Raw genomic sequence first — 21,195 nt, forward strand, 5'->3', positions numbered from 1 at the left:
TCATCCAGACGGTCGAGCACGCGGGCGCCGCCTACCCCGTGGTCGCCGACCCCGCGCTCAAGCTGCAGTGCGAGTGGTGGAAGGCCATGTGCCGGGTGATCTTCTCGAAGAAGCTCACGGCCCAGATCCACAGCTCCTGGCTGTACGCCGGGGCGGCCGGCGCGGTCAAGGTGGCCGACGCGGCCTGCGACAAGTCCAAGAACAGCAAGATCAAGCTGGCCTGCAAGGTGATGTTCGCGGCGGGCATCGCCCAGTACATCTACAAGATTCGGGAAGCCGCCAACAAGAAGCAGTGCTTCGCGCTGCGGATGCAGTGGCCGGGCCCGATCGTCTGGGGCGAGGTCCGCAAGAAGAGCTGCCAGAGCAAGTAAATCCCCTTGTGACAACCTGACGCCCCCGTCAAGCCGGCGGGGGCGTCGCTCTACCTCGGAGCTCCCCATGTCTGCCCTCCTGCCGCGGGCCCTCGCCGGTGGTCTCGCCTTCTTACTTCTTCCGCTGGCCGTGCCCCCCTCGCCGGCCGCCGCAGAACCGCCCGCCGCCGCCCAGGCCGTGGACGACCCCAGTGACCCGGCCCGGGTCGCCGCCGAGCCGAGCGCGCCCGACGAGGCCTCCGCCCGCCTGTCCGCCCGCCTGACGGGCCGCCGGGTCGAGGTCGCGGACGCCCGTACCGAGACCACCACCACCTACGCGAACCCGGACGGCACGCTGACGGTCGACTCGTTCGCCGGTCCGGTGCGCTACCGCGGCGACGGCGGGTGGGCCCCGGTGGACATCGCGCTCACCAGGACCGCGTCGGGCGAGATCGTGCCGCGCGGTCACGGCCGCAAGCTGCGTTTCGGCGGCGGGCGCGCCGGGCTGAGCGCCCGGCAGGCCACCGCGAACACCGCGGCGACCGACCTGATCACGATCGGGGAGGGCTCCGCCAAGGTCACCTTGCAGTGGAAGGGCGCGCTGCCGGTGCCGGGCCTGGCCGGTGAGACGGCCACGTACGCGGAGGCCATGCCGGGCGCCGACCTGGTCGTCACCGCCACCCGGACCGGCGCCGAGCAGTTCCTGCTGCTCAAGTCGCGCCCGGCGGCTCCTCTGTCGTACACGCTGACGCTCAAGGCGCCGGGCCTGACTCCGCGCGAGGCCAAGGACGGCGGGGCGGAGCTGGTGGACGCCAAGGGCAAGGTCGCCGTCACCATCCCCGCGCCGGAGATGTGGGACGCCTCCACGCACCCGATCTCCGGCGAGCACCTGCGCCGGGCTCCGGTGGGGATGAAGGTCTCCGGCCGCGACCTCGTCTTCACCCCCGACGCGGCCTTCCTGAACGACCCCGCCACGACGTATCCCGTCACCGTGGACCCCACGCTCAACCTGGGCCAGGTCTTCGACACGTTCGTGCAGGAGGGCTACGGCACCGACCAGTCGGGCGCCACCGAGCTCAAGATCGGCAACAACGGCAGCGGCCAGGTCGCCAAGTCGTTCATCACGTGGAAGACCCCCGGCATCGCGGGCAGGAAGATCATTTCGGCCACGCTGAAGCTCTGGAACTTCCACTCGTGGTCGTGCGAGGCCCGCTCGTGGGAGGTCTGGTCGGCCGACCGCGCCTCGACGTCGTCGCGCTACCCGGGCCCGCACATGGCCGCCAAGTACGCCTCCTCCAGCGAGACGAAGGGCTACGGCAGCGGCTGCGCCGACGGCTGGGTCACCGCCAACGTCACCTCGCTCGTGCAGCACTACGCCGACCAGGGCTGGAAGGAGTCCGGCATGGGCCTGCGGGCCGCCAACGAGTCGGACAAGTACGCCTGGAAGCGGTTCAACTCGGGCAACGCCTCGTCGCACGTGCCGGTCGTCTCGGTGACGTACAACTCCTACCCGAGCACCCCGGTCTCGACCTGGGTGTCGCCGTTCACCGACTACGACGGCACGCTCTGGACCAACACGCTCACCCCGCAGCTGCGCAACCACGTGCGCGATCCCGACGGCGGCAACGTCCGCGGCAAGTTCGACCTGTACGAGGGCTCGACGATGCTGATCGACGACCTCTACGGCGCGTTCGTGGCCAGCAACGGCTTCTCCGGCGCGAACGTGCCGGCGGGCAAGCTGGCCCACGGAAAGTCGTACATGTTCCGGTCGTGGGCCCACGACGGCTCGCTGGTCTCGAAGCTCTGGCAGACGGCGTACTTCTCCGTCGACACCGTCAAGCCGCCCGCCCCCAAGGCCGCCTCCACCGACTACCCGAACGACGGGACCTACCATGGCGACGCCGGCAAGGCCGGCACGTTCACCCTCACCCCGGCGAACACCGACGCCGGCTGGATCGCCTACAAGCTCGACAGCGACGCCGTGACCAAGGTGCTCACCACCGGCGCGGCCGTCACCGCCAAGCTCACCCCGGCCACGACGGGCGCCCACACGCTCAGCGTCTACACCATCGACAAGGCCGGGAACGCCTCCCCGACGACCGCCTACACCTTCAACGTCGGGACCGGCGCGGCCGTGGCCTCGCTCACCGCGCCCGTGAACGGCCTGCGCAGCACCGCCAAGGTGCCCCTCGCCGTCACCGGCACGGCGTTCACGCAGGCCAGGTTCCAGTACCGGCGCTCCGAGACCGATGCCTGGGCGGACCTGCCCGTCGCGAACGTCACCGGCGCCGACGGCAAGCCGCTGACCGCGTGGCCCGTCGCCGCCCCGGGCAGGCTGTCCGGCCTGACCTGGGACGCGGGCACGCAGCTCGGCGACGCCGCGGTGCAGGTGCGCGCGGTCGTCACGGGCACGACCACGGCGGAGTCCCAGCCGGTCGAGGTCGTGGTGGACCGCCGCGCCACCCGGGCCGCCACGAAGGAGGTCGGGCCGGGCGTGCTCAACCTCCAGACCGGCGACTACCGCCTCCAGACCACCGCAGGCGGGCTCTTCGGCCTGACGCTCACCCGCACGGTTTCCTCCCGCGAGGCTGGCTGGTCGCTCCCGGTGCCCGTGCTCAAGGAGACCTCGGCCACCTCGGTCGAGGTGACGCGGGCCGACGGCAGGCCGGTGCAGTTCACCAAGACCGCGGACGGCTGGAAGCCGGAGCCAGGGGCCGAGAACCTGGCCCTCACCGGCACGTACACGCTGACCGACGCGCGCGGCGAGGCCACCACGTTCACCAGGCAAGGCGACCTGTACGCCCCCGAGGGCCACGCCTACGACCAGGGCCGGCTGAAGTCGATCACCAAGTCGGGGCACCCGCTGGAGCTCGGCTACGACACCGCAGGACGCCTGTCCAGCGTCTCTCTGCAGGGCACGGTGATCACCCAGTACGGCTACGACAGCGCGGGCCGGCTCTCCGAGGCGTGGGACCCGCGGATCAGCCCGGCGCTGAAGACCGTCTACGGGTACGACTCCGCCGGCCGCGTCTCCACGCTCACCCCGCCCGGCGAGCTGCCGTGGACCTTCGCGTACGAGAGCGACGGGCGGCTCCGCACGGTCACCCGGGCCACGCTCAAGGCCGGCACCGCGGACCAGGTCGCCGGCGAGGCGAAGACCACCGTCGTGTACGGCGTGCCGCTCACCACCTCGGCCGGCGGCCCCGCCGACGTGACGGCCAAGGAGGTGGCGGCGTGGGGCCAGGCCGTGGCGCCCGTGACCGCGACGTCGGTGCAGCCGCCGGGGCTGGCCGCCACGGTGACGTACCTGGACGAGTCGGGTAGGGCGGTCAACGTCCTGACGCCCGGCGGGCACCTGTCCGCCACCGGCTATGACCGGTTCGGCCACGTCGTGCGGGAGCTCACCGCCGCGAACCGGGAGCTGTCGCAGCGCGACATCACCGACTTCCGCCTCGCCGAACTCGCCATCACCGGCTACGAGCCCGAGGAGCGCGCCGAGCTGCTGTCCACCCGTTCGGTCTATGACGTGTCCGGGCGGCGCGAGCTGGAGGAGCTGAGCCCGGTCCACATCATCAACCTGGAGTCCGACGTGGACGACCTGCCCGCCGGGTACGCCATCGGCGCCAGGACCCGTACGGTCAGCACCTACGACGAAGGCCGCCCGGCCGGTGCGGTGGCGCGCGACCTGCCGACCACCGTCAAGACCGGCGCGGTGATCGTCGGGCGCGAGTCCAAGCCGGACGCGGACGTCCGCACCACCGCCATCACCTATGACTGGGCCACGGGGCGGCAGGTCAAGACGGTCCGCGACCCCGCCGGCAAGGCGGTCACCACCACGGCCGCCAACCCCGTGCTCTACACCGCGACCGGCAGCGCGCCGTGCGGCGGGCGATCCGACTGGGCGGGCCTGGTGTGCCAGGACGGCGGGCGCACGTACACGTACGACGCCTCCGGTCTGGCCGCCACCGTGACCGAGGGCGACACGGCCACGACCTTCAAGCGCGACACCGCCGGCCGCCTCACCGCCACCAAGGCGGGCGGCGAGGCCGAGATCGGCCTCGGGTACGACTCCGCGACCGGCCGGCCCACCCAGCGCTGGCGCGGCACGGAGAAGGTCGTCACGGCCTACGACAGGCTCGGCCGGATGATCTCCCACACCGACGCCGACGGCGGCCTGACCCGCACCGAGTACGACGACCTCGACCGCCCGGTCAAGGTCACGGACTCGTCCCCGTCCACCAGGACCTACGCCTACGACGCCAAGGCCGAGCCGCGCGGCCTGGCCACCTCGGTGACCGACTCGGTCGCGGGCACGTTCACCGCGCGCTACGACGCCGAGGGACGCCAGACCGAGGGCGACCTGCCGGGCGGCCTGCACCTGCAGGTCGGCTACGACGAACGCGGCCAGAGCTACGCCCGGATCTACACCCGGGACGGCCTGGAGGCCCCGGTGATGATCGACCAGGTCGCCCGGAACGTCCACGGCCAGGAGCTGCTGAGCATGCGGACCGATCTCATGGCCGAGCGGCAGCTCGGCTACGACAAGGCGGGACAGCTCGCGTCGGCGCTGGACATGGCGTTCCCGGTGTGCACCCTGCGCCGCTACGACCACGACGGGGCCGGCAACCGGACCCGGCTGGCGGTGCAGTCGTCGGACGAGGACTGCCCGGTCGCCGACGACTCGGCCGCGTCGATCACCAGCTACGGCTACGCCTCCGACGGCAGGCTGACCGGCGACGGCTACGCCTACGACGCGGCGGGCCGGACCACGTCGCTGCCCGGCGGGCGTACCGTCGGCTACTTCGCCGACGGGCTGCCGGCCAAGATGACCTCCGGCGAGCAGAGCCTGACCTGGACCCGCGACCCGGCGGGCCGGATCCGATCGGAGACGAACGAGGCGGGCGCGGTCACCGTTCACCACTACGGCTCGGACGGCGACAAACCCTCCTGGACCGCCGCGAACGGCACGATCGTCCGCAACGTCGCCGGCATCGGCGGGGAGCTGGCCGCGCTCACCGGCGCGACCGGATCGGTGCGCCTGCAGTTGCTCACCGTCGGGGGGAGCGTCGGGACCGAGCTGGAGCTCGGCACCGGCCTCGCCACGGTGGTCGGGTACGACGAGTTCGGCGTGCCCTCCCAGCCGGTCCGTCACGGCTGGCTCGGCGGGGCGTACCACCCGACCGTGCTGGACGGGAGGGTCCTGGTGTCGGGCCGCGTGTACGACCCGGCGCTCGGCCGCTACCTCCAGCGTCCGTACTGACCGCACATGACAAAGCCCGGGTGGTCCACACCCGGGCTTTGTCACGTTCAGGCCGCGCAGACTCCGGCCGGCTTGACCGACAGCACGGTGTGGGTGCGGGTCTCCGTCTTCCTGGCGCCTAAGGTGTAGCCGTAGGGCGTGCCGCTGACGCAGTAGGCCACGCCGGTCTGATTGGACACCTGGCTGACCTGCAGCCCGCCGGAGAAGGACCGGCTGTCCCCCTGCTCGACGAGCACGACCCTGGCCGACGACGCGCTCGGCTGCAGGCACAGGTAACCGGTCGGGCAGACGACCGCGGCCTGGCTCGCGGCGGTGGCGGGCTGGGCGGCGAGGGTGGCGGCGGTGGTCAGGGCGGCCGGGCCGGCTGTTACGGCCCTTGATCTCGGCCGGTTTGGTACGTACGGTCGCGATGTGGCCGAGCCGAATCGTCGTAAGATTCTGTACGCGGACATTGTCGCCGTGCTCCTACTCGTCGCTACCGGGGCCTTGTTCCTGGCCGCTCGCGACGTGCCGGCCGCCGGCGGGATCGCGACGGTGCTGAACCTGGTGGCGCAGGCGTGTGCGGTCGGCGCGGCATTCCTGCTGTTCGCGGCGCTCTGGCGGCGGCCTGACTCCGGGACGTTCCTGCTGGGCCCGGTCACGGACGAACGCGATATTTCCCAGCGGGCGAATCAAGCCCTTCACTGGAAACTCATGCTCCTTCGCTCAGTCGTCAGCATCGTTATCCTGCAAGCCGCGCTGACCGCCATATCGGCGGTCCTCCCTCTCTGAACCAGGACCATTCGTCGAGGTCTTCCCCAGCGCCGGCGATCATCGGTGCTGCTGTGCTTCGGACCGTCGGTGCGGGAATGCCGCCGCTGTCAGGAACTGCCCGTCCTTCTGTTCGACCGTCAGTTCGCCGCCGTCGGCGGTGACGCGTTGTTCGAGCGCGGCCAGGCCCCGGAGCTCGGGCAGCGGTGACTGCTGGGCGCCGTCGTTGACGATGGTGATGCTCGACTCCGACAGGGTGATCCGCACCCGCGTCGCCTGGGCGTGGCGCAGGATGTTGGTCGTGGTCTCGCGCAGCACCTGGCCGAGCAGTTCGCTCGCGCCCGGGTCGACGTCCGCTTCCCGGTCGATGCGTACGCCGATGCCCGCGGCCTCGAAGAGGTTCCTGGCGTTCTCCAGTTCGGCGGACAGGTTGAGCCGCCGCTGTGCGTAGGCCAGCGCCTTGGTCTGCGTGATGGTGTCGCTGACCAGGGCATGGATCTCCCGCAGCTCCTGTTTGGCGCGTTCGGTGTCGCTGTCGACCAGTTTCTGGGCGAGCGCCGTTTTCAGCTTCACCACGTGCAGGGTGTGGCCCTGGATGTCGTGCAGGTCGCTGGCGAACCGGACGCGTTCGCGGATCACGGCCAGCTCCGCTTCCCGCTCCCGTGCCGCCTCCAGCTCGGTGACGACGTCGTAGAAGCGCTTGTTGGGGAATCTGAGCCCGATGATCGCCGCCGTGATGCCCGTGGGGATGAGGACGTACCGGAACAGCACGCCGGGAACGTCCTCGTGCGCGACCAGCAGCCTCGACGCGCCCACCGCGGCGACATAGACGGTCAGCGCGACGGCCCACATGACCCGGCGCCGCGGCAGCTGGGGGATGACGAAGGCGCCCGCGGTGGCGACGGCGAAGAACACCGCGCTGCCGCCGGCCACCAGCACGGAGTAGGGCCACACGGCCGCGGTGACGATCATGCAGGGCAGCGCGACGCGCAGGACGTCTCCCCCCGCCCACCGGACGAAGGAGACCAGGGCCGCCACCACGCCCACGCCCAGGACGAGGGCGTCCCACCAGGACCGGGCGTCCGTCGCCACCACCACCGCCCCGGCGACGACGAGCAGCGGGAGAAACATGGTGAGGTTGAGCTTGCGCAGCTTCCCCTGCGCCGGCTCGTTGTCCTCGGACACCGGGTGTGTCGGGCTCACGGGTTCCTCACCTGGTTGCCGGACGGTCGGTTCACGCCGTAGGACCGTGGCCGTGCACGCCGGGCGCGCTGGTCTGACATGAGGGCTCTCCGGGGTCGAACAGCAGCGTCTGCCCAGTATTCTTCCTGCTCCACGGTGCCAGCAGTGACACCACGTCATGACGTCACCGCGAGACCGCATCGGGCGGGGCGCCGCCGTTCGGCATCGCGAGGAACTCAGGTGACCGCCGTGATCACGGCGACACTGACGGCAGCGCTCGACGCGGCGATCGCCGCGGCGGTGCGCGTCACTGCGGTGTTCACGGCCGCGGCGCCCCAGCTGCCGTTCTCGAGCTCCTTCGCGCGCTCGCGGACCTTGGCCGACCACGCGAGGGGCGTCCGGAGAGCCGGCAGGGTGCCACTTGACGAGAGCAGCGCGATCACCGCCGCGGTGCGGGCGTCGGGACTCTCGCCGTCTACCAGTACGGCACGGCCACCGCCGATGGCGAGCAGGAGCGGCTGTACCCTCTGAGGTCGCTCGGCGACCTTCTCGTAGGCGGACTGAAGCAGGGGGTCCGAAAGTGGGCCGTCCCCGGCCGCGATGACCTTGGGACCGTTCAGCCCGGGGCGGCCCCCGTCGGTCTCGATCCTGCCATCAAGGGCGAGTTCGACGAGTACGGCGCCGCCGAGACTGTAGTGCAGGGTGCCGGCTCCGGCTATGGCCCCCGTCTCGTCGTCGAGCATCAGCAGCATCAGATCCTCGACGATCAGCATGTCGCTCCGCATGTATGTCCCTACCTTCTCTCGGTGGTCAGTCCGGACACGCCACGTCCTGCCGTGACCAGGAACTCTGTTGCGAGGTCGTTGGCGCACCGGTTCTTCGTGAACAGGTACGCCAGGTGCCCGCCCTGGTCGGCGGTCACCATCCGGGCCCGGTCGCCGAAGGCCCTCCGCAGGTGCCGGGCCCCGGCCGGCGGCGTCGCCGGGTCGCGGAGGTTCCGCAGGATGAGTACGTTCGACGCGGGCCGCCGGTGTCGCGCGCTCCAGGCCGGCCCCGGTGACAGCCTCCGGGCATCTGCCCCAGTTCAAGGTGCCGATGCCGTCACCGCCGACACCGCGGCGGCGAGAACGGTCACGATGGATTCCCGCGTCCTGTTCCTCCTCATGACATGACGAACGGCGCTGGTTGGGGACGAACCCGGACGTCATCGGCGCGGCTCCCAGCGGAAGCTCCGGGAAGCCAGCGCGACGGCGACGACGACCCAGCTCAGCGTGGGTGCCAGCAGAATCAGCGAGTCAGCGATCGGTACGCCGCCGTTCCAGGCGTTGACGACCAGTTCGGCGGCCGAGCCGCCGGGAAGCAGCCGCTTGAGCAGCGTGAGATCCTCCGTGCCGGCGATCCCCACCCAACTGGCCACGACGATGGTGCCGATGGCGATGGGCAGCGTGGTCACCTGGGCGTGCTCCGGGGAGTTCGTCACTCCGGCGGTGGCCAGTGCCAGTCCCAGCATCATGATCATCGTCGCGACGACGGCCGCCGCCAGGAGAAGTACGTTGTCCGGCGCGCCCGTGACCGCGCCCAGCACGGTCATGATCACGGCGGCCTGGACCAGCGAGATGACGGTGACCGGGAGCAGCAGCCCCAGGAGGATGCCGGTGTCGCCCGCCGCGGTGGAGCGCAGCCGCTTGAGGAAGAGGTTCTGCCGGCGCGAGGCCAGCGTGGTCACCGTGGTGGTGTAGAGCGTGAACGCCGCCACCGTGAACAGCACCACCGCCGCGATGTATCCGAGACTGCCCAGAGCCGCGAACACCTCGTGCCGGGAGATGAAGAACGCGCTGACCGCCACGGGCATGACGAGGCAGGTGACCAGAACCAGCCGGTTCCGGAAGATCTGGACCAGCTCGCTGCGAGCGATCGAGAGCATGGCAAAGGTCCTTTTCTTGGAAATTCAGGGAGTGGGCTGGTCGCTGCCGAGCGCGCGGAAGACGTCGTCGAGCCGGGTGGGGCCGGCTTGGAGGTCCCGCAGCTCCACCGCGTGGTCCTGGGCCCAGCGGAGCAGGGTGTGCAGGTCCTTCTGCAGGCCGAAGGTCTCGATGAGGTACTTCCCGTCACCCTCGCGCGTGGCCTGCAGCGGTAGCGCGGGTGCGGGGCCCGGCACGGAGAAGCGGATGGCGGCGGGCAGGGTACGCGTCAGTTCGGAGACGGTCCCTTCCCGGTGGAAGGTGCCTTTGTGCATGAGCCCGATGCGGTCGGCGCGCTGCTGAGCCTCTTCCAGGTAGTGCGTGGTGAGAACGATGGTGGATCCGTCTTCGCGCAGCCGGTCCACCGCGTCCCACAGGTCGTCCCGGGACTGGATGTCCAAGCCGGTGGTGGGCTCGTCCAGGAAGATCAGCTCGGGCGCTCCGTACACGGCGGTGGCGAAGTCCAGACGCCGCTTCTCGCCGCCGGAGAGCTGGGACACCTTGGTGCCGGCCTTGCGGGTGAGGTCGACGATGCCGAGCAGGCGTTCGACCGTGTCGATGCGCTGGGTGAGGCTTCCGATCAGCCGGAGCGATTCCCGCACCGTCAGATCCGGCGAGAATCCGCTCTCCTGCAGCATGATGCCCATCCGGGGCCGCACCGCCCGCCGGTCGCGCGGGCTCTGCCCGAAGACCCGTACGGTGCCCGAGGTGGGCGTGCGGTGGCCTTCGATGATCTCCAGGGTCGAGGTCTTCCCCGCCCCGTTCGTGCCGAGCAGAGCGTAGAACTCCCCGCGCCGTACCTGGAAGGACAGGTCCCGCACGGCGCGGAAGTCGCCGTAGGTGAGGTTCAGACGGTCGACGTCGATGACTGGTGTCGAGGACATGCCGTCGATCTCAGCCGTCGCCGCACGCATCTGCCAGTGCGACCACGTCATGACCTCGCCATGACATCCTTGGCGTGAACGCATGACGTGGTGTCACTGGTGCCGCCACGGGACGTGAAGAATACTGGCGGACTCTGCCGTTCGATCCCGGAGAGCCCACACATGGACACCAGACCCCTGCGCATTCTGCCTACGGCCGACATGACCGCTCAGCCCCGACACACAGCACCCGGCTGAGGATCGGTGAGCCCGCCCGGTGGAGAGCCTGACAGGACGCAGCGGCACATGCACCGGCTCAATGTCCGCACGCAGCTCGCGGCTCTCGGCCTCGTGGGAGCGCTGCTGGTGGCGTTCGGCGCCCGGACATGGGGGATGCCGCCGTCCTGAGCGCGGCCGCCCTGGGGCTGATCGCCTTCGTCGCCGCAGCGGGTGTGGCGGGGCCCCGGTGGCGTCACAGGGCGATCTGCTCGGCCAGGTCCTCCGGGAGGACGACCACCGACATCCTGCGGCACGCGCAGGCACGGATCACGCTCCCAGCCGGGCATCGCCGTCATCGACGACGGCCCGCAGGAGGCTCCGCTTCCCGACCTCCGGCGCCTCGCTACCCTCAGGGAACGAGTGATGGCCAACGGGGACGAGCTGACGGTGGAGCAGCAAGACGGGCGCTTCCTGACGACCGCGGCATTCCCGCACCGACGTTCCGAAGCACAGGAGAACCGATGACCACCGTGGTACTCGCCGACGACGAGGCCCTCCTCCGCAAGGCGCTGGCGTCACTGCTGCCGCTCGAGGGCGAGATCACCGTGCTCGCCGAAGCGGGAGACGGCGAGGCGGCGGTACGGGCCACACTGCTGCACCGGCCCGACGTGCTCGTCATCGATCTGGAGATGCCCGGTGTGGACGGGCTCGGCGCCGTCATGGAGATCCGTCAGGCGCGGCCAGACCAGACAATCCTCATGCTGACCCGCCATGCCAGGCCTGGCGTGCTCCGCAAGGCGCTCAAGCTCGGCGTCCAGGGCTTCGTCAGCAAGTCCGCGGAGCCGGCGCACATCGTCTCGGTCATCAAGACCCTGCACGAGGGCAGGCGATGGATCGACCCGGATGTCTCCGCCCTCGCCCTCGTCGACGACTGCCCGCTCACCGACCGCGAGATCGACGTGCTGCGGGCGACCGGCGAAGGCTATTCGGTCGCCGACATCGCCGCCCAACTCCATCTGGCGGAGGGCACGGTGCGCAACTATCTCTCGAACGCGATGCAGAAAACCCAGACCCGGACCCGGCACGAGGCGGCGCGGTACGCACGCGAACACGACTGGCTGTAGGTGGGCATCTTATGATTACTTGTCATCGTTCGTCCCGCTTTCGTCCTGGACCAAAATGTGTGGACCGAGCGGCATTCCGCCTTCTCGAATCGAGCCGGCACTTCGCCTGACGAGACACCTCCTGCCCGTCCGATCTCGGGATGCCCCTTGAATCGCCCGACTCGACAGATGCGGGCCTTCTACAGCGACAGTTGCCGGCACAGCGACTACGACCTCACGCCGTCCCTACCCCCTCGGACCTGTCCGATGCCCGCTGGGCGTCGGTCGAACCGGCACTGAGCGCCTGGCGAGCCGCACGCATGCAGGCTCGCGCGCGAGCTGGGATCGCTCGCGGATCTCTTCGGAAATTGGCGGCCGGCTCTGCTTGGCGGGGTAGGTCCACTTCTCCTTGACCAGCCTGCGATGCCGGACAAGCAGCGTGCCGGACGCCACGATGCGACGCAGTCGAAGGCGAGCGGGTAACAGCCTCCCCCGTGCAAGCGGCACCAGCCGGCCGAACACCCTGACCACCAGCAGATACACAAGTCGAAACAGCACGAGACAAGCCTGGAAAATCAGGTTCATCAGTTCTGGCACCGGACAGAGCGTACGAATAGCCGAGGTCAAGGACGACGGTCCCGCCGTCAGCTCCGGAAGAGGTACTCGAGTGCGATACCGACGAAGATCACCATGCCGACGTAGTTGTTGTTCGCAAACGCTTTCAAACATTCCGTACGACCGCGCCGGCGAATGAGGAACTGCTGGTGCAACGCGAACAGGGCGGCGGCCGTCACGCCCCCCGCATGCCATGCTCCGAGGTGCAGTTCCCGGCCGGCCAGCCAGATGGCGATCAGCATCCCCGCCTGCATGATGCCGACGACGAGGCGATCAGCGTCGCCGAACAGGATCGCGGTCGAACGGATGCCGAGGGCTCGGTCGTCGTCGCGGTCGGCCATCGCGTACATGGTGTCGTAGGCCACCGTCCACACCAGCCCCGCGGCGAACAGGAGCCAAGCCGCCCGTGGCATTCCGCCGTCGTGAGCCGCGAAGGCCATGGGAACCGACCAGGTGAAGGCAGCGCCGAGGTATACCTGCGGCGCCGGGAAGAAACGCTTCATGAGCGGATAGGTCAGCAGCAGCACACCGCCGGCCAGCGCCAGCACCTGCGTCTGCCGATTCAGCGTGGATACGAGTCCGAGCGCTGCGACGCCCAGGACGCAGCACAGCCCGACCGCCTCGGCCGGCCTCACCTCGCCGGTGACCAGGGGACGGCCCTTGGTGCGCGCCACGTGCCCGTCGTACTGACGATCCGCGAAGTCGTTGATCGCACAGCCCGCCGAACGTGTCAGCACCGTCCCGGCAATGAACACGAGGAACACGCGCTCGTCCGGGTCGCCGTTGGACGACAGCCACAACGCCCACAGCGCCGGCCACATCAACAGCCAGATACCGATGGGCCTGTCCAACCGGACCAACCGCGCGTAGGCGCCGATCCGGACGATCGCTCGATGTACCATCGCCATCGAGGATGATCCCGTTGCCCACCGTGGCGCCTCGGCAAGGATTGCCTATCTCTCATGAACCGTGACATCGGTGTGTTCGGGCCCGACTCGGTGAGCTGGAAGGTCTTCGGCGAGCCGATCGTCGCGCTGGGCGGCTTGCGCAGCCTGTACCTGCAGGCGCTGCATCCGCGTGCGGTCGCGGGTGTCGCCCAGAACTCCTCGTACCGGACCGACCCGTGGCGCCGGCTCATTCGCACCTGGGTCTACCTGCGGACCATCCTGTACGGCACGATCGCCGAGGCGGAGGCCGCCGCGAGCCAGGTCCGGCGCCTGCACGCCGGGATGCGGGCAACGGACCGGCGTACCAGCGAGGTGTTCCGTATCGACGAGCCCGACCTGCTGCGCTGGGTGCACGTGGCCGAGGCCGAGTCGTTCGTGACCACGGTTCGCCGCGCCGGTCTCCGGCTGACCAGTGCCGAGGTCGACCGTTACTACACCGAACAGCGCCGGAGCGCCGAGCTGATCGGCCTCGACCCCACCTCGGTCCCCGGCACCGCAGCGGATGTGGCGGCCTACTACGAGGCCGTTCGTTCGCAACTGAGCCTGACTACGGAAGCAGCCGACATCGCGACCTTCCTGGCCACCTGCCCGCCCGTGCCGGTGGAATGGAACAACCGGGCTCTTCGGCGCGCGCTCGCGAGCGCTCCGTCGCGCGGGGCCTACCGGGTCCTGGCCGCGACCGCTGTCGGTCTCCTACCGCCGTGGGCCCGCCGGCTCTACGGCGGTCGGGGCGGTCCGGCGACCGACGTCATCGCCGGACTGTCGGCCCGGGGAACCCGGCTTCTGGTCCGGGCGGCTCTACCGCCGAAATATCGCGTCCCACCCATGCGTCGAGCGGCGCTGGAACGAGCCGGCCGCGGCTGACGGCCGCGGACACGGATTGCCGATCCTCCGATCGACGGTGCGGCTGCCGATCATTCATCCGGCCAGGTCAAGCCGCATGGTGGTACTTATTCAGGACACCGCCCAGTCGGTCGCGTCGGCGAATGTCAAGCGGCGCGATCGGGACAGAGTCTGCGCTGGGCTCAGGAAGCGCTCGATGTGGCCGATGTTCGTTGTGGAACGAGCCGACTCCGCGGACAGGTCCACTGTCGTCCGACCACGTCCGGGTGCCGGCGCAAGAGCGTGGCCGGGGTCATCACGAACGCCGGCCACCGGATCCGGGGCAGCAGCCGAGACGGCATCGCCGGCAGCGCCCGGTCCGCCGGCGCCGGCCGCATCGGACCGACCCGGCGGCGCAGGACGATGATCTCGATGTCCTCGCCGGTGTCAGTACGCAACTGCAGCAGCCGGAATTGGCCGATCCGAATCGCTGCCAGGTATGACAACGAGGCCGACATGAGCCGTGATCCCGCCAGTTGAATCAGCAGCTCGGGCCCGACAGGCTGAATCATATCCAGAAAACGAACCAGATGTTGCGGATTTGGGATTGTCATGGGGAAGGCCGGCAGATCAGAATTGATTTGGCGCCAGAGGTTCTATAAGACGGGCGATTTGCTCACGTTTGGCTGCGACGGACCTGTCGATTGCTGCGTGAAGGTGCAGGCATCCTGTCGATGAGGCCACCCACTGGTTGACAGAAATCGACCAAGATGTCAGCTCCAGATTCAAGGAGCCTGGTCCTGCTATCGCCAAGGTACCCGCGAATCGCTCCGACCGGCGAAGTCAAGAAGCTGGAGGAACGAGAAATGAGAGACGAGCCGAAGCTGACCGTGCCGAAGCTTCCCGAAGTCCCACTCGCCGAGCAGAGACTCATGGGTAACGTTTTCGGCGGCTGAGTCGACTGATGGAGCTGCATTGGCAGCCCGACGCTGGGAGAGCACAGCTCGAGAGAGCTGCACTCTCCCAGTTCCTCGGGCCACAGCTGGCGGACATGTTGAAGTGCGACGCCGTCGAGCTCGAACGGCAACTCGGCGGGGATCTCTCCCACCCTGCCGCTTTCGCTCTGGCCTGGGCGAAAGCGAACGGTGCTCCTCCGGCGCTTTCGAAGAACGGCCTAATCAGGACGGTCAAAGAGAGTCGCCGACGCGCCGGTGATGCGGCGAGAAGAGCCGGATTCGCGGTTGATCTGACTCCGCTGGAAGAACCGGTGGTCGCACCTACCGTTGAGCGACACATACGTATAGCCCGGCAGGCGGGAGATGTAGAGACGCTGGTTTTCCATTCACCCGAGCAGCTGAATTGTCATGGCTTCCTGAGGCAAGCCCATGGGCTCATCGTCGACCGCTGGCCGGCCATGGCCCAAGAAATTCAGACGACGGTGACCTGTCTATCGTTCTTCACCGCCGGAAATGCCATCGGCTTCGCAGACATTTGCACACACGGCCTGATCTGCTTACGAGCCGATAGCTTGGCGAATGTGACCGTCCTCGCCGAGGAGATCATCCATGAGTCGTCACACGTTCGGCTCAATGGGATTCTGGCAAGCACGCCATGCCTAGAGGACGACAATGGCAGACTATATCAAACACCATTGCGTGAGGACCCCCGGCCCGCTGCGGGGTTACTGCATCAGCTTTTTGTCCTGGCCCGCCTGCACGACTGGCATGCACGACTGGGTACACGTGCGGTACCCGAGAGAGCCGAGCGTGCGATGCGTGACCTGGCGGCTGCGTACACAACCGTGCAGAACGAGCTGCCATTGACGGATGCAGGACGCGCACTCGTATCAACGATCAAACCAGCTCGTCATGCCAGGTAGTTCGCATACGGCGGTGCAGCCTGGGATCCCTTTCCGCGCCAAGGCATGGCTTTGTGCCGCAGTGGTGTCCACGACAGGAAGTATGGCTTTCACCGTGGCTCTCACATGGGCTGCGACCGCCCACGGTGGAGCGGCCGCCGGCATCACCCTGACTGTCGGAATTTTACCGCAGGCGACCCTACTATTGGTCGGTGGAGCTCTCGCCGATCGAGCAGGTCCTCGGCGGGTCATGGGGTTCACCCTTGGCGCCATGACACTGAACTCGCTGCTCTTGGCCGCTGCTGCCACTGTTTTCGGTACGCAGGTGTGGCTGCTGGCCGGATTCAGCCTGATCACTGGGCTGATCAATGCATTTCATCTTCCCTCGGCCACCTCAATAATGCGTCGTTTGGTGGCTCCGGAGCAACTTTCCAGAGCCCTGGCCGTTCAGCAGGCCGGTCGTCAGGTGGCAGGATTTGTCGGCGCACCGCTCGGCGGAGTACTCACCGTCGGTTTCGGAATTTCTGGCGCGGCGATTGTGAATGCTTTCAGCTTCGTCCTGACACTTGTCGTCCTCGCGTTCGTGCGCCCACCCTTTGAATCGCCCGAAAAAGGGAAGAGAGCAGGGCTGATCCATGAGGCGAGCGACGGCTTGAGGCTTGCGGCAAAGGTTCCTGTCCTACAGGTCGGATTGTCAGTGATGGCTGGCGGTGCGGCCTTTATCGCACCGATCGCCACACTCTTTGTGCCACTTCTGGCTCGAATGCGCGGTTGGAGCCCTTACGACGTCGGATGGCTGCTGGGGGTCCAGGATATGGTATTTTTCGCGGTAGCGTTAATGACATCACGCTATGGCACCTCCAAGAGGCCTGGTGTCGCCTCGGCTACTGGTATTGTCATCACCGGCGTCGGGGCTGCGGTGCTTTCCATGTCGCCTGTCATGCCCCTTGCGCTCGCCTCTACGGCTTTGGTGGGATTGGGGTACGGCATTGCTGCCATGCATTTGACCCCCTTGGTCGTTCAGTCGGCACCGGAATCACATACGTCCAGAATCTCTGCGATGATGACTCTGGTGCAAAGTCTGGGCGTAATATCTTCGATAAGTGGTTTTGGGGTGTTGGGAGAGATCGCGGGACCGGTAATTGCGGCCACCGCGAACGGCGTCCTGCTGGTATTGGTCGGGTTGCTGGCATTCACTTCCAGAAATTTTCGCGCCGCTTAGCGATCTTTGCCCGACGAATTCTGCGCCGGGCAGCGGATCCCTCGCCGGGCACCATCGCCGTGTCCTGGGATTATCGGCACCGGACCATCACTTCGGCGTGGCCACGCTCAAGGGCATCACGCTTGGTCTCCCGACCGTGCCGGTCGCGGCCCTGCTGGTCCGCAGCGCACCGACCATGGCCGTCTGCACCCTGCTGGGCGTCGCTGTGGGCGCAGACCGGCACCGCTGAGACCCGATCGCTGTCCGCGCCGGCAGGTGGTGCCGCACTGACCTGCTACGCCCTGATCGCGGTTGTCATCGCCGTCGTGGCCAGGACGCTGCGCCGCCGCCCGTTGAGCGTGACCGTTTCGATGAAGTGCCGGGAGACCTCAACGCCGGGCGTCCCCGATGGCGCGGGCGGCGTTGATGAGGCCGATGTGGCTGAGGGCCTGAGGGTAGTTGCCGATTGCCTCTCCTGTGGTGGGGTCCACCTCTTCGCTGAGCAGGCCGACATCGTTGGCGCAGGAGGCGGCGGTCTCGAACGCCCGCCTGGCCGCGGCGTCCTGACCGGTGAGGGCCAGCGCGTGAGCGAGCCAGAAGGTGCACAGCAGGAACGGGCCCTCCTGTCCGGCCAGCCCGTCCGCGGAACGGTAGCGGTACACCAGCCCGCTCGCGTCGGTCAGCCGGGTGGCGACGGCCTGCACCGTGGAGCGGATTCTCGGGTCGTCCGGCGGCAGGAATCCGGCCAGGGGCATCATCAGGGTGGCGGCGTCGACCTGGGTGCCACCGAACGTCTGGGTGAAAGCACCCGCCTGCTCGTTCCATCCGTGGGTCAGGATCGCGGCGTGGATCTCGTCTCGGACGCGCGTCCAGTCGGCGACCCGGGAGGCGGCCCCCAGCACCGGGGCCAGGGTGATCGCCCTGTCCAGTCCCACCCAGCACATCAGCTTGGAGTGCGTGAAGTGCCGGCTGGGGCCACGGACCTCCCAGAGGCTCTGATCCGGCTCCTGCCAGCGGCGCGCGGCGGTCTCGGCCACTCCGATCAGCAGCGAGCGGGTGAGGGGGTCGAATGGGCCGATGTCCCGATAGGTCTGGTGGGCGGCGTCGAGCAGTTCGCCGTACACGTCGAGCTGACGCTGACGCCAGGCGTCGTTGCCGACCCGCACGGGGGCGCTGTCCCGCCACCCCCGCAGATGCGGTAGCCGCCGTTCGCTCAGGTCGCGCTCGCCGCCGATGCCGTACATGATCTGCAGGTCCGGGTCGGTGTCGACCTGGGTCGCGCATGCGCGGGACAGGAAGGTGAAGAAGGCGGTTTCCTCCTCCTCGCAGGTGGCCGTGTTCAGGGCGTGCAGGGTGAAGCTGGCATCGCGGACCCATGTGTAGCGGTAGTCCCAGTTACGCTCCCCGCCGATGCTTTCCGGCAGGGAGGTGGTGGCCGCGGCCACCATGGCTCCCGTCGGGGCGTAGGTCATCGCGCGCAGAACCCGGCCGCTGTGGTTGACCTGCCGGCGCCAGGGTCCCTCGTAGTCGGCGTGCCCGCGTGACCAGGAGCGCCATCCCGCGACGGTGTCGCGGATCCGGCGCGCGACGGCCCAGGAGGTACGGCGCGGCGGGTCGGGCGCCCAGGCCCGGCCGGCCTGCAGGGCCAGGCCGACGTTCTGTCCCGCGCGCAGGGTGAGGGCGGTGTCCGCGACCGAGCCGCCGGTCCGGAATTCCACCGGGCTGGACAGGGTGAGCACGTCGGCGCCTCCGCGGGCGATGAGGCCGCCGCGGACCGGTTGCATCAGGGGGCGGACGAGCCCGAACTCGGGCCGGGGCGCATACACGATCTCCACGGACACCCGCCCTTCGGTGCAGGCGAGCCGGCGCAGGAGCAGGCCGGGGGATGACGTGCCCAGCGCGTGCCCACGTTCGCCACGGCCCAGCGCGAGAGCGTCCAGGAGCACCAAGGTGCCGTCGCGCGTCCGGAACGTGGTCTCCAGCACAAGGGTGTCCTCAACGTACCGTCGGGTCACCTCGGCCGGACATGCCGGCCGGATCGCCCAGAAGCCGGCCTCTTCGTCCAGCAGCCGGGCGAAGAGCGCCGGGCTGTCGAAACGCGGCAGGCACAGCCAGTCGACAGAGCCGTCGGACGTGACCAGCGCGGCGGACCGGCAGTCCGACAACATCGCGTAGTCGCCGATCGGCCGGGCGCTCAACGGCCGACCCGCCCCGCGGCCAGGCGTCGCACCATGTAGAGCAGTGCTGAGGCGGCGAAGAGCACCAGGGTGACCAGAATCCATCGGTTGAGATACGGAATGGTGCTCAAACCGACCGCCGCCCTGTAGTTGGGCTCGGCACCGCGCAGGATGAGTGGGGACCACACCAGCAGCAGCAGACCCGAGAACGCGGTCGGCACGCGCAGGTAGTTGATCGGAGCCGGCCGCCGCCCCGCCGGTCGGGGCCGAGGCCGAGCAGCCGTACGACGACGGGTACGGGCGGTGGCGGACCGGGCAACCGAGTCGGCGGCGGAGTAAAGAGGGAACAGCACCAGGTCGTGAAGGATGACGGCCCCCACGAACCACACCAGAAAGCCCGGCCAGATCCCCACTTCGACCACCCGGATGGCGGTATAGCCGGCGACCAGGAAACAGAGGGCGAGCGCGAGCAGGTGCCATGAAGGAGCGCCGTAGGTCCTGGCCCACCGGCTGTGGCCGTTCAAGATCGCCCTTGGGTGAAGTCGAGCTCGCGCACCCACTTCGTGTTGTGCACGCCGGGAGCGTTGGGGACGATGACCCGCGCCGGGTAGCCGTGGTCGAGGGACAGGTCGGCGCCGTTGACCCGCAGCGCCAGCAGCGAGCGCGGGTCGGCGACCTGCGCGGCGCTGAGCGAGGCCTGGCCGAAATAGCCTCCACGTTGCAGAGACCTGGTGGTGACGCCTGTCGAGCCGGCCCGGATCCCGGCGAGGCGGGCGAGGTCGGCCAGCCGTACGCCGGTCCAGGTCTGGACGGTCGACCAGCCTTCCACGCAGGCGATCGGCAAGGCGTAGGTGTGCAGGGGCATCGCCAGCAGGTCCGCGCGGGAGAGCTCCATCCGGTTCGGTCCGACGAGTGCCAGCCGCCAGGACTCGCCGGTCCGGTCCGGTGTGACGCCGAGGCTGGCTGCGGTCTTGTTGACCTGGAAGTCGTTGGGGCCCGTCCCGTAGAGGCGTCCATGGGGAGCGAGGAGCGCGGTACGGCGCAACGGCCCGTCGATGCACTGGCCGACGGACAGGCCGAACATGACCAGCGAGCCGCCGCCGGCGAAGGCCAGCAGGCCGCGCCTGGACATCGTGGCGGGCCCCGGGTCAACGGCGACCAGGCCATCGGGGTCCGGCGGCTCCGGACGGGTGTCCGCCACAGAGGTGCGCAGGTAGTCGCGCAGGCCGTACGTCCGCAGGGTGTGGATGACACGGGGCAGCTTGATGACGACGTGGACGACGAAGGCGGCCAGGAAGATCCATGCGCCGTAGAAGTGGGCCGGGTAGAAGGAGAACGGGAAGACGTAGAAGAGCTGGATGTTGAGGATCCCGGTCACGAACTGGAATACCGCGCCGCCGACCAGGAGCAGCAGGCTGGCCCGCTCGACGGCCTCCGACACGGAACGGGCGGGCGGCCAGGAGAACAGCTTGGGGATGACCGACCACAGCTTGGCCAGCAGGATCGGCACCAGTGTCAGCCCGCCGACGACATGCGCGCCCTGGGTGACCCGGTACAACCAGACCGGGTCCGTGGGCCAGTCGAACAGATAGAAGCCCAGCAGGCCCCTGCCGGGGGTGGTGTCGTTGCCCGGCAGGCGAGGCTCGTAGGCGGCGTACGACACCAGCCCGGTGATCGCGACGAGGGTGATCCCTGCCAGCAGGATCAGTCCGAGCACCGAGGTCAGCCAGGGGCCGCGGAGCGGGCTGCGCCAGAACTCCGGCCGGAACGGCCCGGGCGGCCCGCTCCACCCCCTGAGGCGCGCGGCCAGGCGGCCCTTCTTGTCGGGCTTGACCTCACGATCGCGCCCCCGCGACGTATCCGGCACAGATCCCCCCGAAATCCAAT

20 protein-coding genes are annotated in these 21,195 nt (G+C 68.9%); 8 read left to right on the forward strand and 12 right to left on the reverse strand.

The window, feature by feature from the left end; translation table 11 throughout:
- On the forward strand, window positions 1–371 hold a 371-nt coding region (locus AB0L65_RS49745), incomplete at its 5' end, for a hypothetical protein (RefSeq protein WP_364261711.1).
- A 67-nt stretch (window positions 372–438) separates the two neighbouring features.
- Entirely contained in the window at window positions 439–5,610 is a 5,172-nt protein-coding gene (locus tag AB0L65_RS49750) for a DNRLRE domain-containing protein (protein WP_364261714.1), read from the forward strand.
- Window positions 5,611–5,657: 47 nt separating this feature from the next.
- Here the strand turns inward: AB0L65_RS49750 and AB0L65_RS49755 are convergent, their stop codons facing one another.
- Entirely contained in the window at window positions 5,658–6,062 is a 405-nt protein-coding gene (locus tag AB0L65_RS49755; protein ID WP_364261717.1) for a hypothetical protein, read from the reverse strand.
- A 7-nt stretch (window positions 6,063–6,069) separates the two neighbouring features.
- Between AB0L65_RS49755 and AB0L65_RS49760 the strand changes: the two genes are divergently transcribed.
- Window positions 6,070–6,381 carry a hypothetical protein gene (locus AB0L65_RS49760; protein ID WP_364261720.1) on the forward strand — a complete coding sequence of 104 codons (312 nt, stop codon included), beginning with the start codon at window positions 6,070–6,072 and terminating at the stop codon, window positions 6,379–6,381.
- A 39-nt stretch (window positions 6,382–6,420) separates the two neighbouring features.
- Here AB0L65_RS49760 and AB0L65_RS49765 read toward each other — a convergent pair whose 3' ends face one another.
- The 5 genes from AB0L65_RS49765 to AB0L65_RS49785 form a co-directional block, all read right to left on the reverse strand.
- Entirely contained in the window at window positions 6,421–7,563 is a 1,143-nt protein-coding gene (locus AB0L65_RS49765; RefSeq protein WP_364261723.1) for a histidine kinase, read from the reverse strand.
- A gap of 215 nt (window positions 7,564–7,778) precedes the next feature.
- Entirely contained in the window at window positions 7,779–8,315 is a 537-nt protein-coding gene (locus AB0L65_RS49770) for a GPP34 family phosphoprotein (RefSeq protein WP_364261726.1), read from the reverse strand.
- Between the two features lie 20 nt (window positions 8,316–8,335).
- A complete protein-coding gene (locus AB0L65_RS49775) occupies window positions 8,336–8,605 on the reverse strand; it encodes an alpha/beta hydrolase (protein ID WP_364262053.1) in 270 nt (89 codons plus the stop codon).
- Between the two features lie 141 nt (window positions 8,606–8,746).
- Window positions 8,747–9,466, reverse strand: a complete 720-nt coding sequence (locus AB0L65_RS49780; protein WP_364261729.1) for an ABC transporter permease — start codon at window positions 9,464–9,466, stop codon at window positions 8,747–8,749.
- A 24-nt stretch (window positions 9,467–9,490) separates the two neighbouring features.
- Window positions 9,491–10,387, reverse strand: a complete 897-nt coding sequence (locus AB0L65_RS49785) for an ABC transporter ATP-binding protein (RefSeq protein ID WP_364262056.1) — start codon at window positions 10,385–10,387, stop codon at window positions 9,491–9,493.
- A 719-nt stretch (window positions 10,388–11,106) separates the two neighbouring features.
- Between AB0L65_RS49785 and AB0L65_RS49790 the strand changes: the two genes are divergently transcribed.
- A complete protein-coding gene (locus AB0L65_RS49790; protein WP_364261732.1) occupies window positions 11,107–11,709 on the forward strand; it encodes a response regulator transcription factor in 603 nt (200 codons plus the stop codon).
- A 225-nt stretch (window positions 11,710–11,934) separates the two neighbouring features.
- Here the strand turns inward: AB0L65_RS49790 and AB0L65_RS49795 are convergent, their stop codons facing one another.
- Together AB0L65_RS49795 and ubiA are read right to left on the reverse strand one after the other, a co-directional pair.
- Entirely contained in the window at window positions 11,935–12,285 is a 351-nt protein-coding gene (locus AB0L65_RS49795) for a hypothetical protein (RefSeq protein ID WP_364262071.1), read from the reverse strand.
- Between the two features lie 47 nt (window positions 12,286–12,332).
- Window positions 12,333–13,211, reverse strand: coding sequence for a 4-hydroxybenzoate octaprenyltransferase (ubiA, locus tag AB0L65_RS49800; protein WP_364261735.1), 879 nt, complete (start codon window positions 13,209–13,211; stop codon window positions 12,333–12,335).
- Window positions 13,212–13,265: 54 nt separating this feature from the next.
- On the opposite strand from ubiA, the gene AB0L65_RS49805 reads away from it, so the two are divergent.
- Entirely contained in the window at window positions 13,266–14,114 is an 849-nt protein-coding gene (locus tag AB0L65_RS49805) for an oxygenase MpaB family protein (RefSeq protein WP_364261738.1), read from the forward strand.
- Window positions 14,115–14,275: 161 nt separating this feature from the next.
- Here the strand turns inward: AB0L65_RS49805 and AB0L65_RS49810 are convergent, their stop codons facing one another.
- Window positions 14,276–14,644: a hypothetical protein gene (locus AB0L65_RS49810; RefSeq protein ID WP_364261741.1), complete on the reverse strand. Its 369-nt coding sequence runs from the start codon at window positions 14,642–14,644 to the stop codon at window positions 14,276–14,278.
- A gap of 479 nt (window positions 14,645–15,123) precedes the next feature.
- Between AB0L65_RS49810 and AB0L65_RS49815 the strand changes: the two genes are divergently transcribed.
- The 3 genes from AB0L65_RS49815 to AB0L65_RS49825 all read left to right on the forward strand — a co-directional run bounded on the left by AB0L65_RS49815 (window position 15,124) and on the right by AB0L65_RS49825 (window position 17,381).
- Window positions 15,124–15,951 carry an HEXXH motif-containing putative peptide modification protein gene (locus AB0L65_RS49815; RefSeq protein ID WP_364261744.1) on the forward strand — a complete coding sequence of 276 codons (828 nt, stop codon included), beginning with the start codon at window positions 15,124–15,126 and terminating at the stop codon, window positions 15,949–15,951.
- Window positions 15,941–17,152, forward strand: coding sequence for an MFS transporter (locus AB0L65_RS49820; protein ID WP_364262059.1), 1,212 nt, complete (start codon window positions 15,941–15,943; stop codon window positions 17,150–17,152). The genes AB0L65_RS49815 and AB0L65_RS49820 overlap by 11 nt, the downstream gene beginning before the upstream one ends.
- 97 nt (window positions 17,153–17,249) lie before the next feature.
- Window positions 17,250–17,381 carry a hypothetical protein gene (locus tag AB0L65_RS49825; RefSeq protein WP_364261747.1) on the forward strand — a complete coding sequence of 44 codons (132 nt, stop codon included), beginning with the start codon at window positions 17,250–17,252 and terminating at the stop codon, window positions 17,379–17,381.
- A gap of 139 nt (window positions 17,382–17,520) precedes the next feature.
- On the opposite strand, the gene AB0L65_RS49830 is transcribed toward AB0L65_RS49825, so the two are convergent.
- From AB0L65_RS49830 to AB0L65_RS49840, 3 genes are read right to left on the reverse strand one after another with little or no spacing between them, the layout of a single operon-like run.
- On the reverse strand, window positions 17,521–19,329 hold the full coding sequence (locus AB0L65_RS49830) for a glycoside hydrolase family 15 protein (RefSeq protein WP_364261750.1): 1,809 nt from the start codon (window positions 19,327–19,329) through the stop codon (window positions 17,521–17,523).
- Window positions 19,326–19,832, reverse strand: coding sequence for a hypothetical protein (locus AB0L65_RS49835; RefSeq protein WP_364261753.1), 507 nt, complete (start codon window positions 19,830–19,832; stop codon window positions 19,326–19,328). Before AB0L65_RS49835 ends, AB0L65_RS49830 begins: the two co-directional genes overlap by 4 nt.
- Window positions 19,829–21,175 carry a molybdopterin-dependent oxidoreductase gene (locus tag AB0L65_RS49840; protein ID WP_364261756.1) on the reverse strand — a complete coding sequence of 449 codons (1,347 nt, stop codon included), beginning with the start codon at window positions 21,173–21,175 and terminating at the stop codon, window positions 19,829–19,831. Before AB0L65_RS49840 ends, AB0L65_RS49835 begins: the two co-directional genes overlap by 4 nt.
- Between the last annotated feature and the right edge of the window lie 20 nt (window positions 21,176–21,195).

It is taken from the genome of Nonomuraea sp. NPDC052116, assembly GCF_040680035.1.
Classification (GTDB): Bacteria; Actinomycetota; Actinomycetes; order Streptosporangiales; family Streptosporangiaceae; genus Nonomuraea; species Nonomuraea angiospora_A.

What these genes read in the sequence shown, in the direction of transcription:
- AB0L65_RS49780 (WP_364261729.1), bottom strand. Translation starts at nt 9,466, where the DNA reads ATGCTCTCGATCGCTCGCAGCGAGCTGGTCCAGATCTTCCGGAACCGG.
- ubiA (WP_364261735.1), bottom strand. Translation starts at nt 13,211, where the DNA reads ATGGCGATGGTACATCGAGCGATCGTCCGGATCGGCGCCTACGCGCGG.
- AB0L65_RS49755 (WP_364261717.1), bottom strand. Translation starts at nt 6,062, where the DNA reads ATGTCCGCGTACAGAATCTTACGACGATTCGGCTCGGCCACATCGCGA.
- AB0L65_RS49815 (WP_364261744.1), top strand. Translation starts at nt 15,124, where the DNA reads ATGTTGAAGTGCGACGCCGTCGAGCTCGAACGGCAACTCGGCGGGGAT.
- AB0L65_RS49790 (WP_364261732.1), top strand. Translation starts at nt 11,107, where the DNA reads ATGACCACCGTGGTACTCGCCGACGACGAGGCCCTCCTCCGCAAGGCG.
- AB0L65_RS49750 (WP_364261714.1), top strand. Translation starts at nt 439, where the DNA reads ATGTCTGCCCTCCTGCCGCGGGCCCTCGCCGGTGGTCTCGCCTTCTTA.
- AB0L65_RS49805 (WP_364261738.1), top strand. Translation starts at nt 13,266, where the DNA reads ATGAACCGTGACATCGGTGTGTTCGGGCCCGACTCGGTGAGCTGGAAG.
- AB0L65_RS49820 (WP_364262059.1), top strand. Translation starts at nt 15,941, where the DNA reads ATGCCAGGTAGTTCGCATACGGCGGTGCAGCCTGGGATCCCTTTCCGC.
- AB0L65_RS49785 (WP_364262056.1), bottom strand. Translation starts at nt 10,387, where the DNA reads ATGTCCTCGACACCAGTCATCGACGTCGACCGTCTGAACCTCACCTAC.
- AB0L65_RS49810 (WP_364261741.1), bottom strand. Translation starts at nt 14,644, where the DNA reads ATGATTCAGCCTGTCGGGCCCGAGCTGCTGATTCAACTGGCGGGATCA.
- AB0L65_RS49770 (WP_364261726.1), bottom strand. Translation starts at nt 8,315, where the DNA reads ATGCTGATCGTCGAGGATCTGATGCTGCTGATGCTCGACGACGAGACG.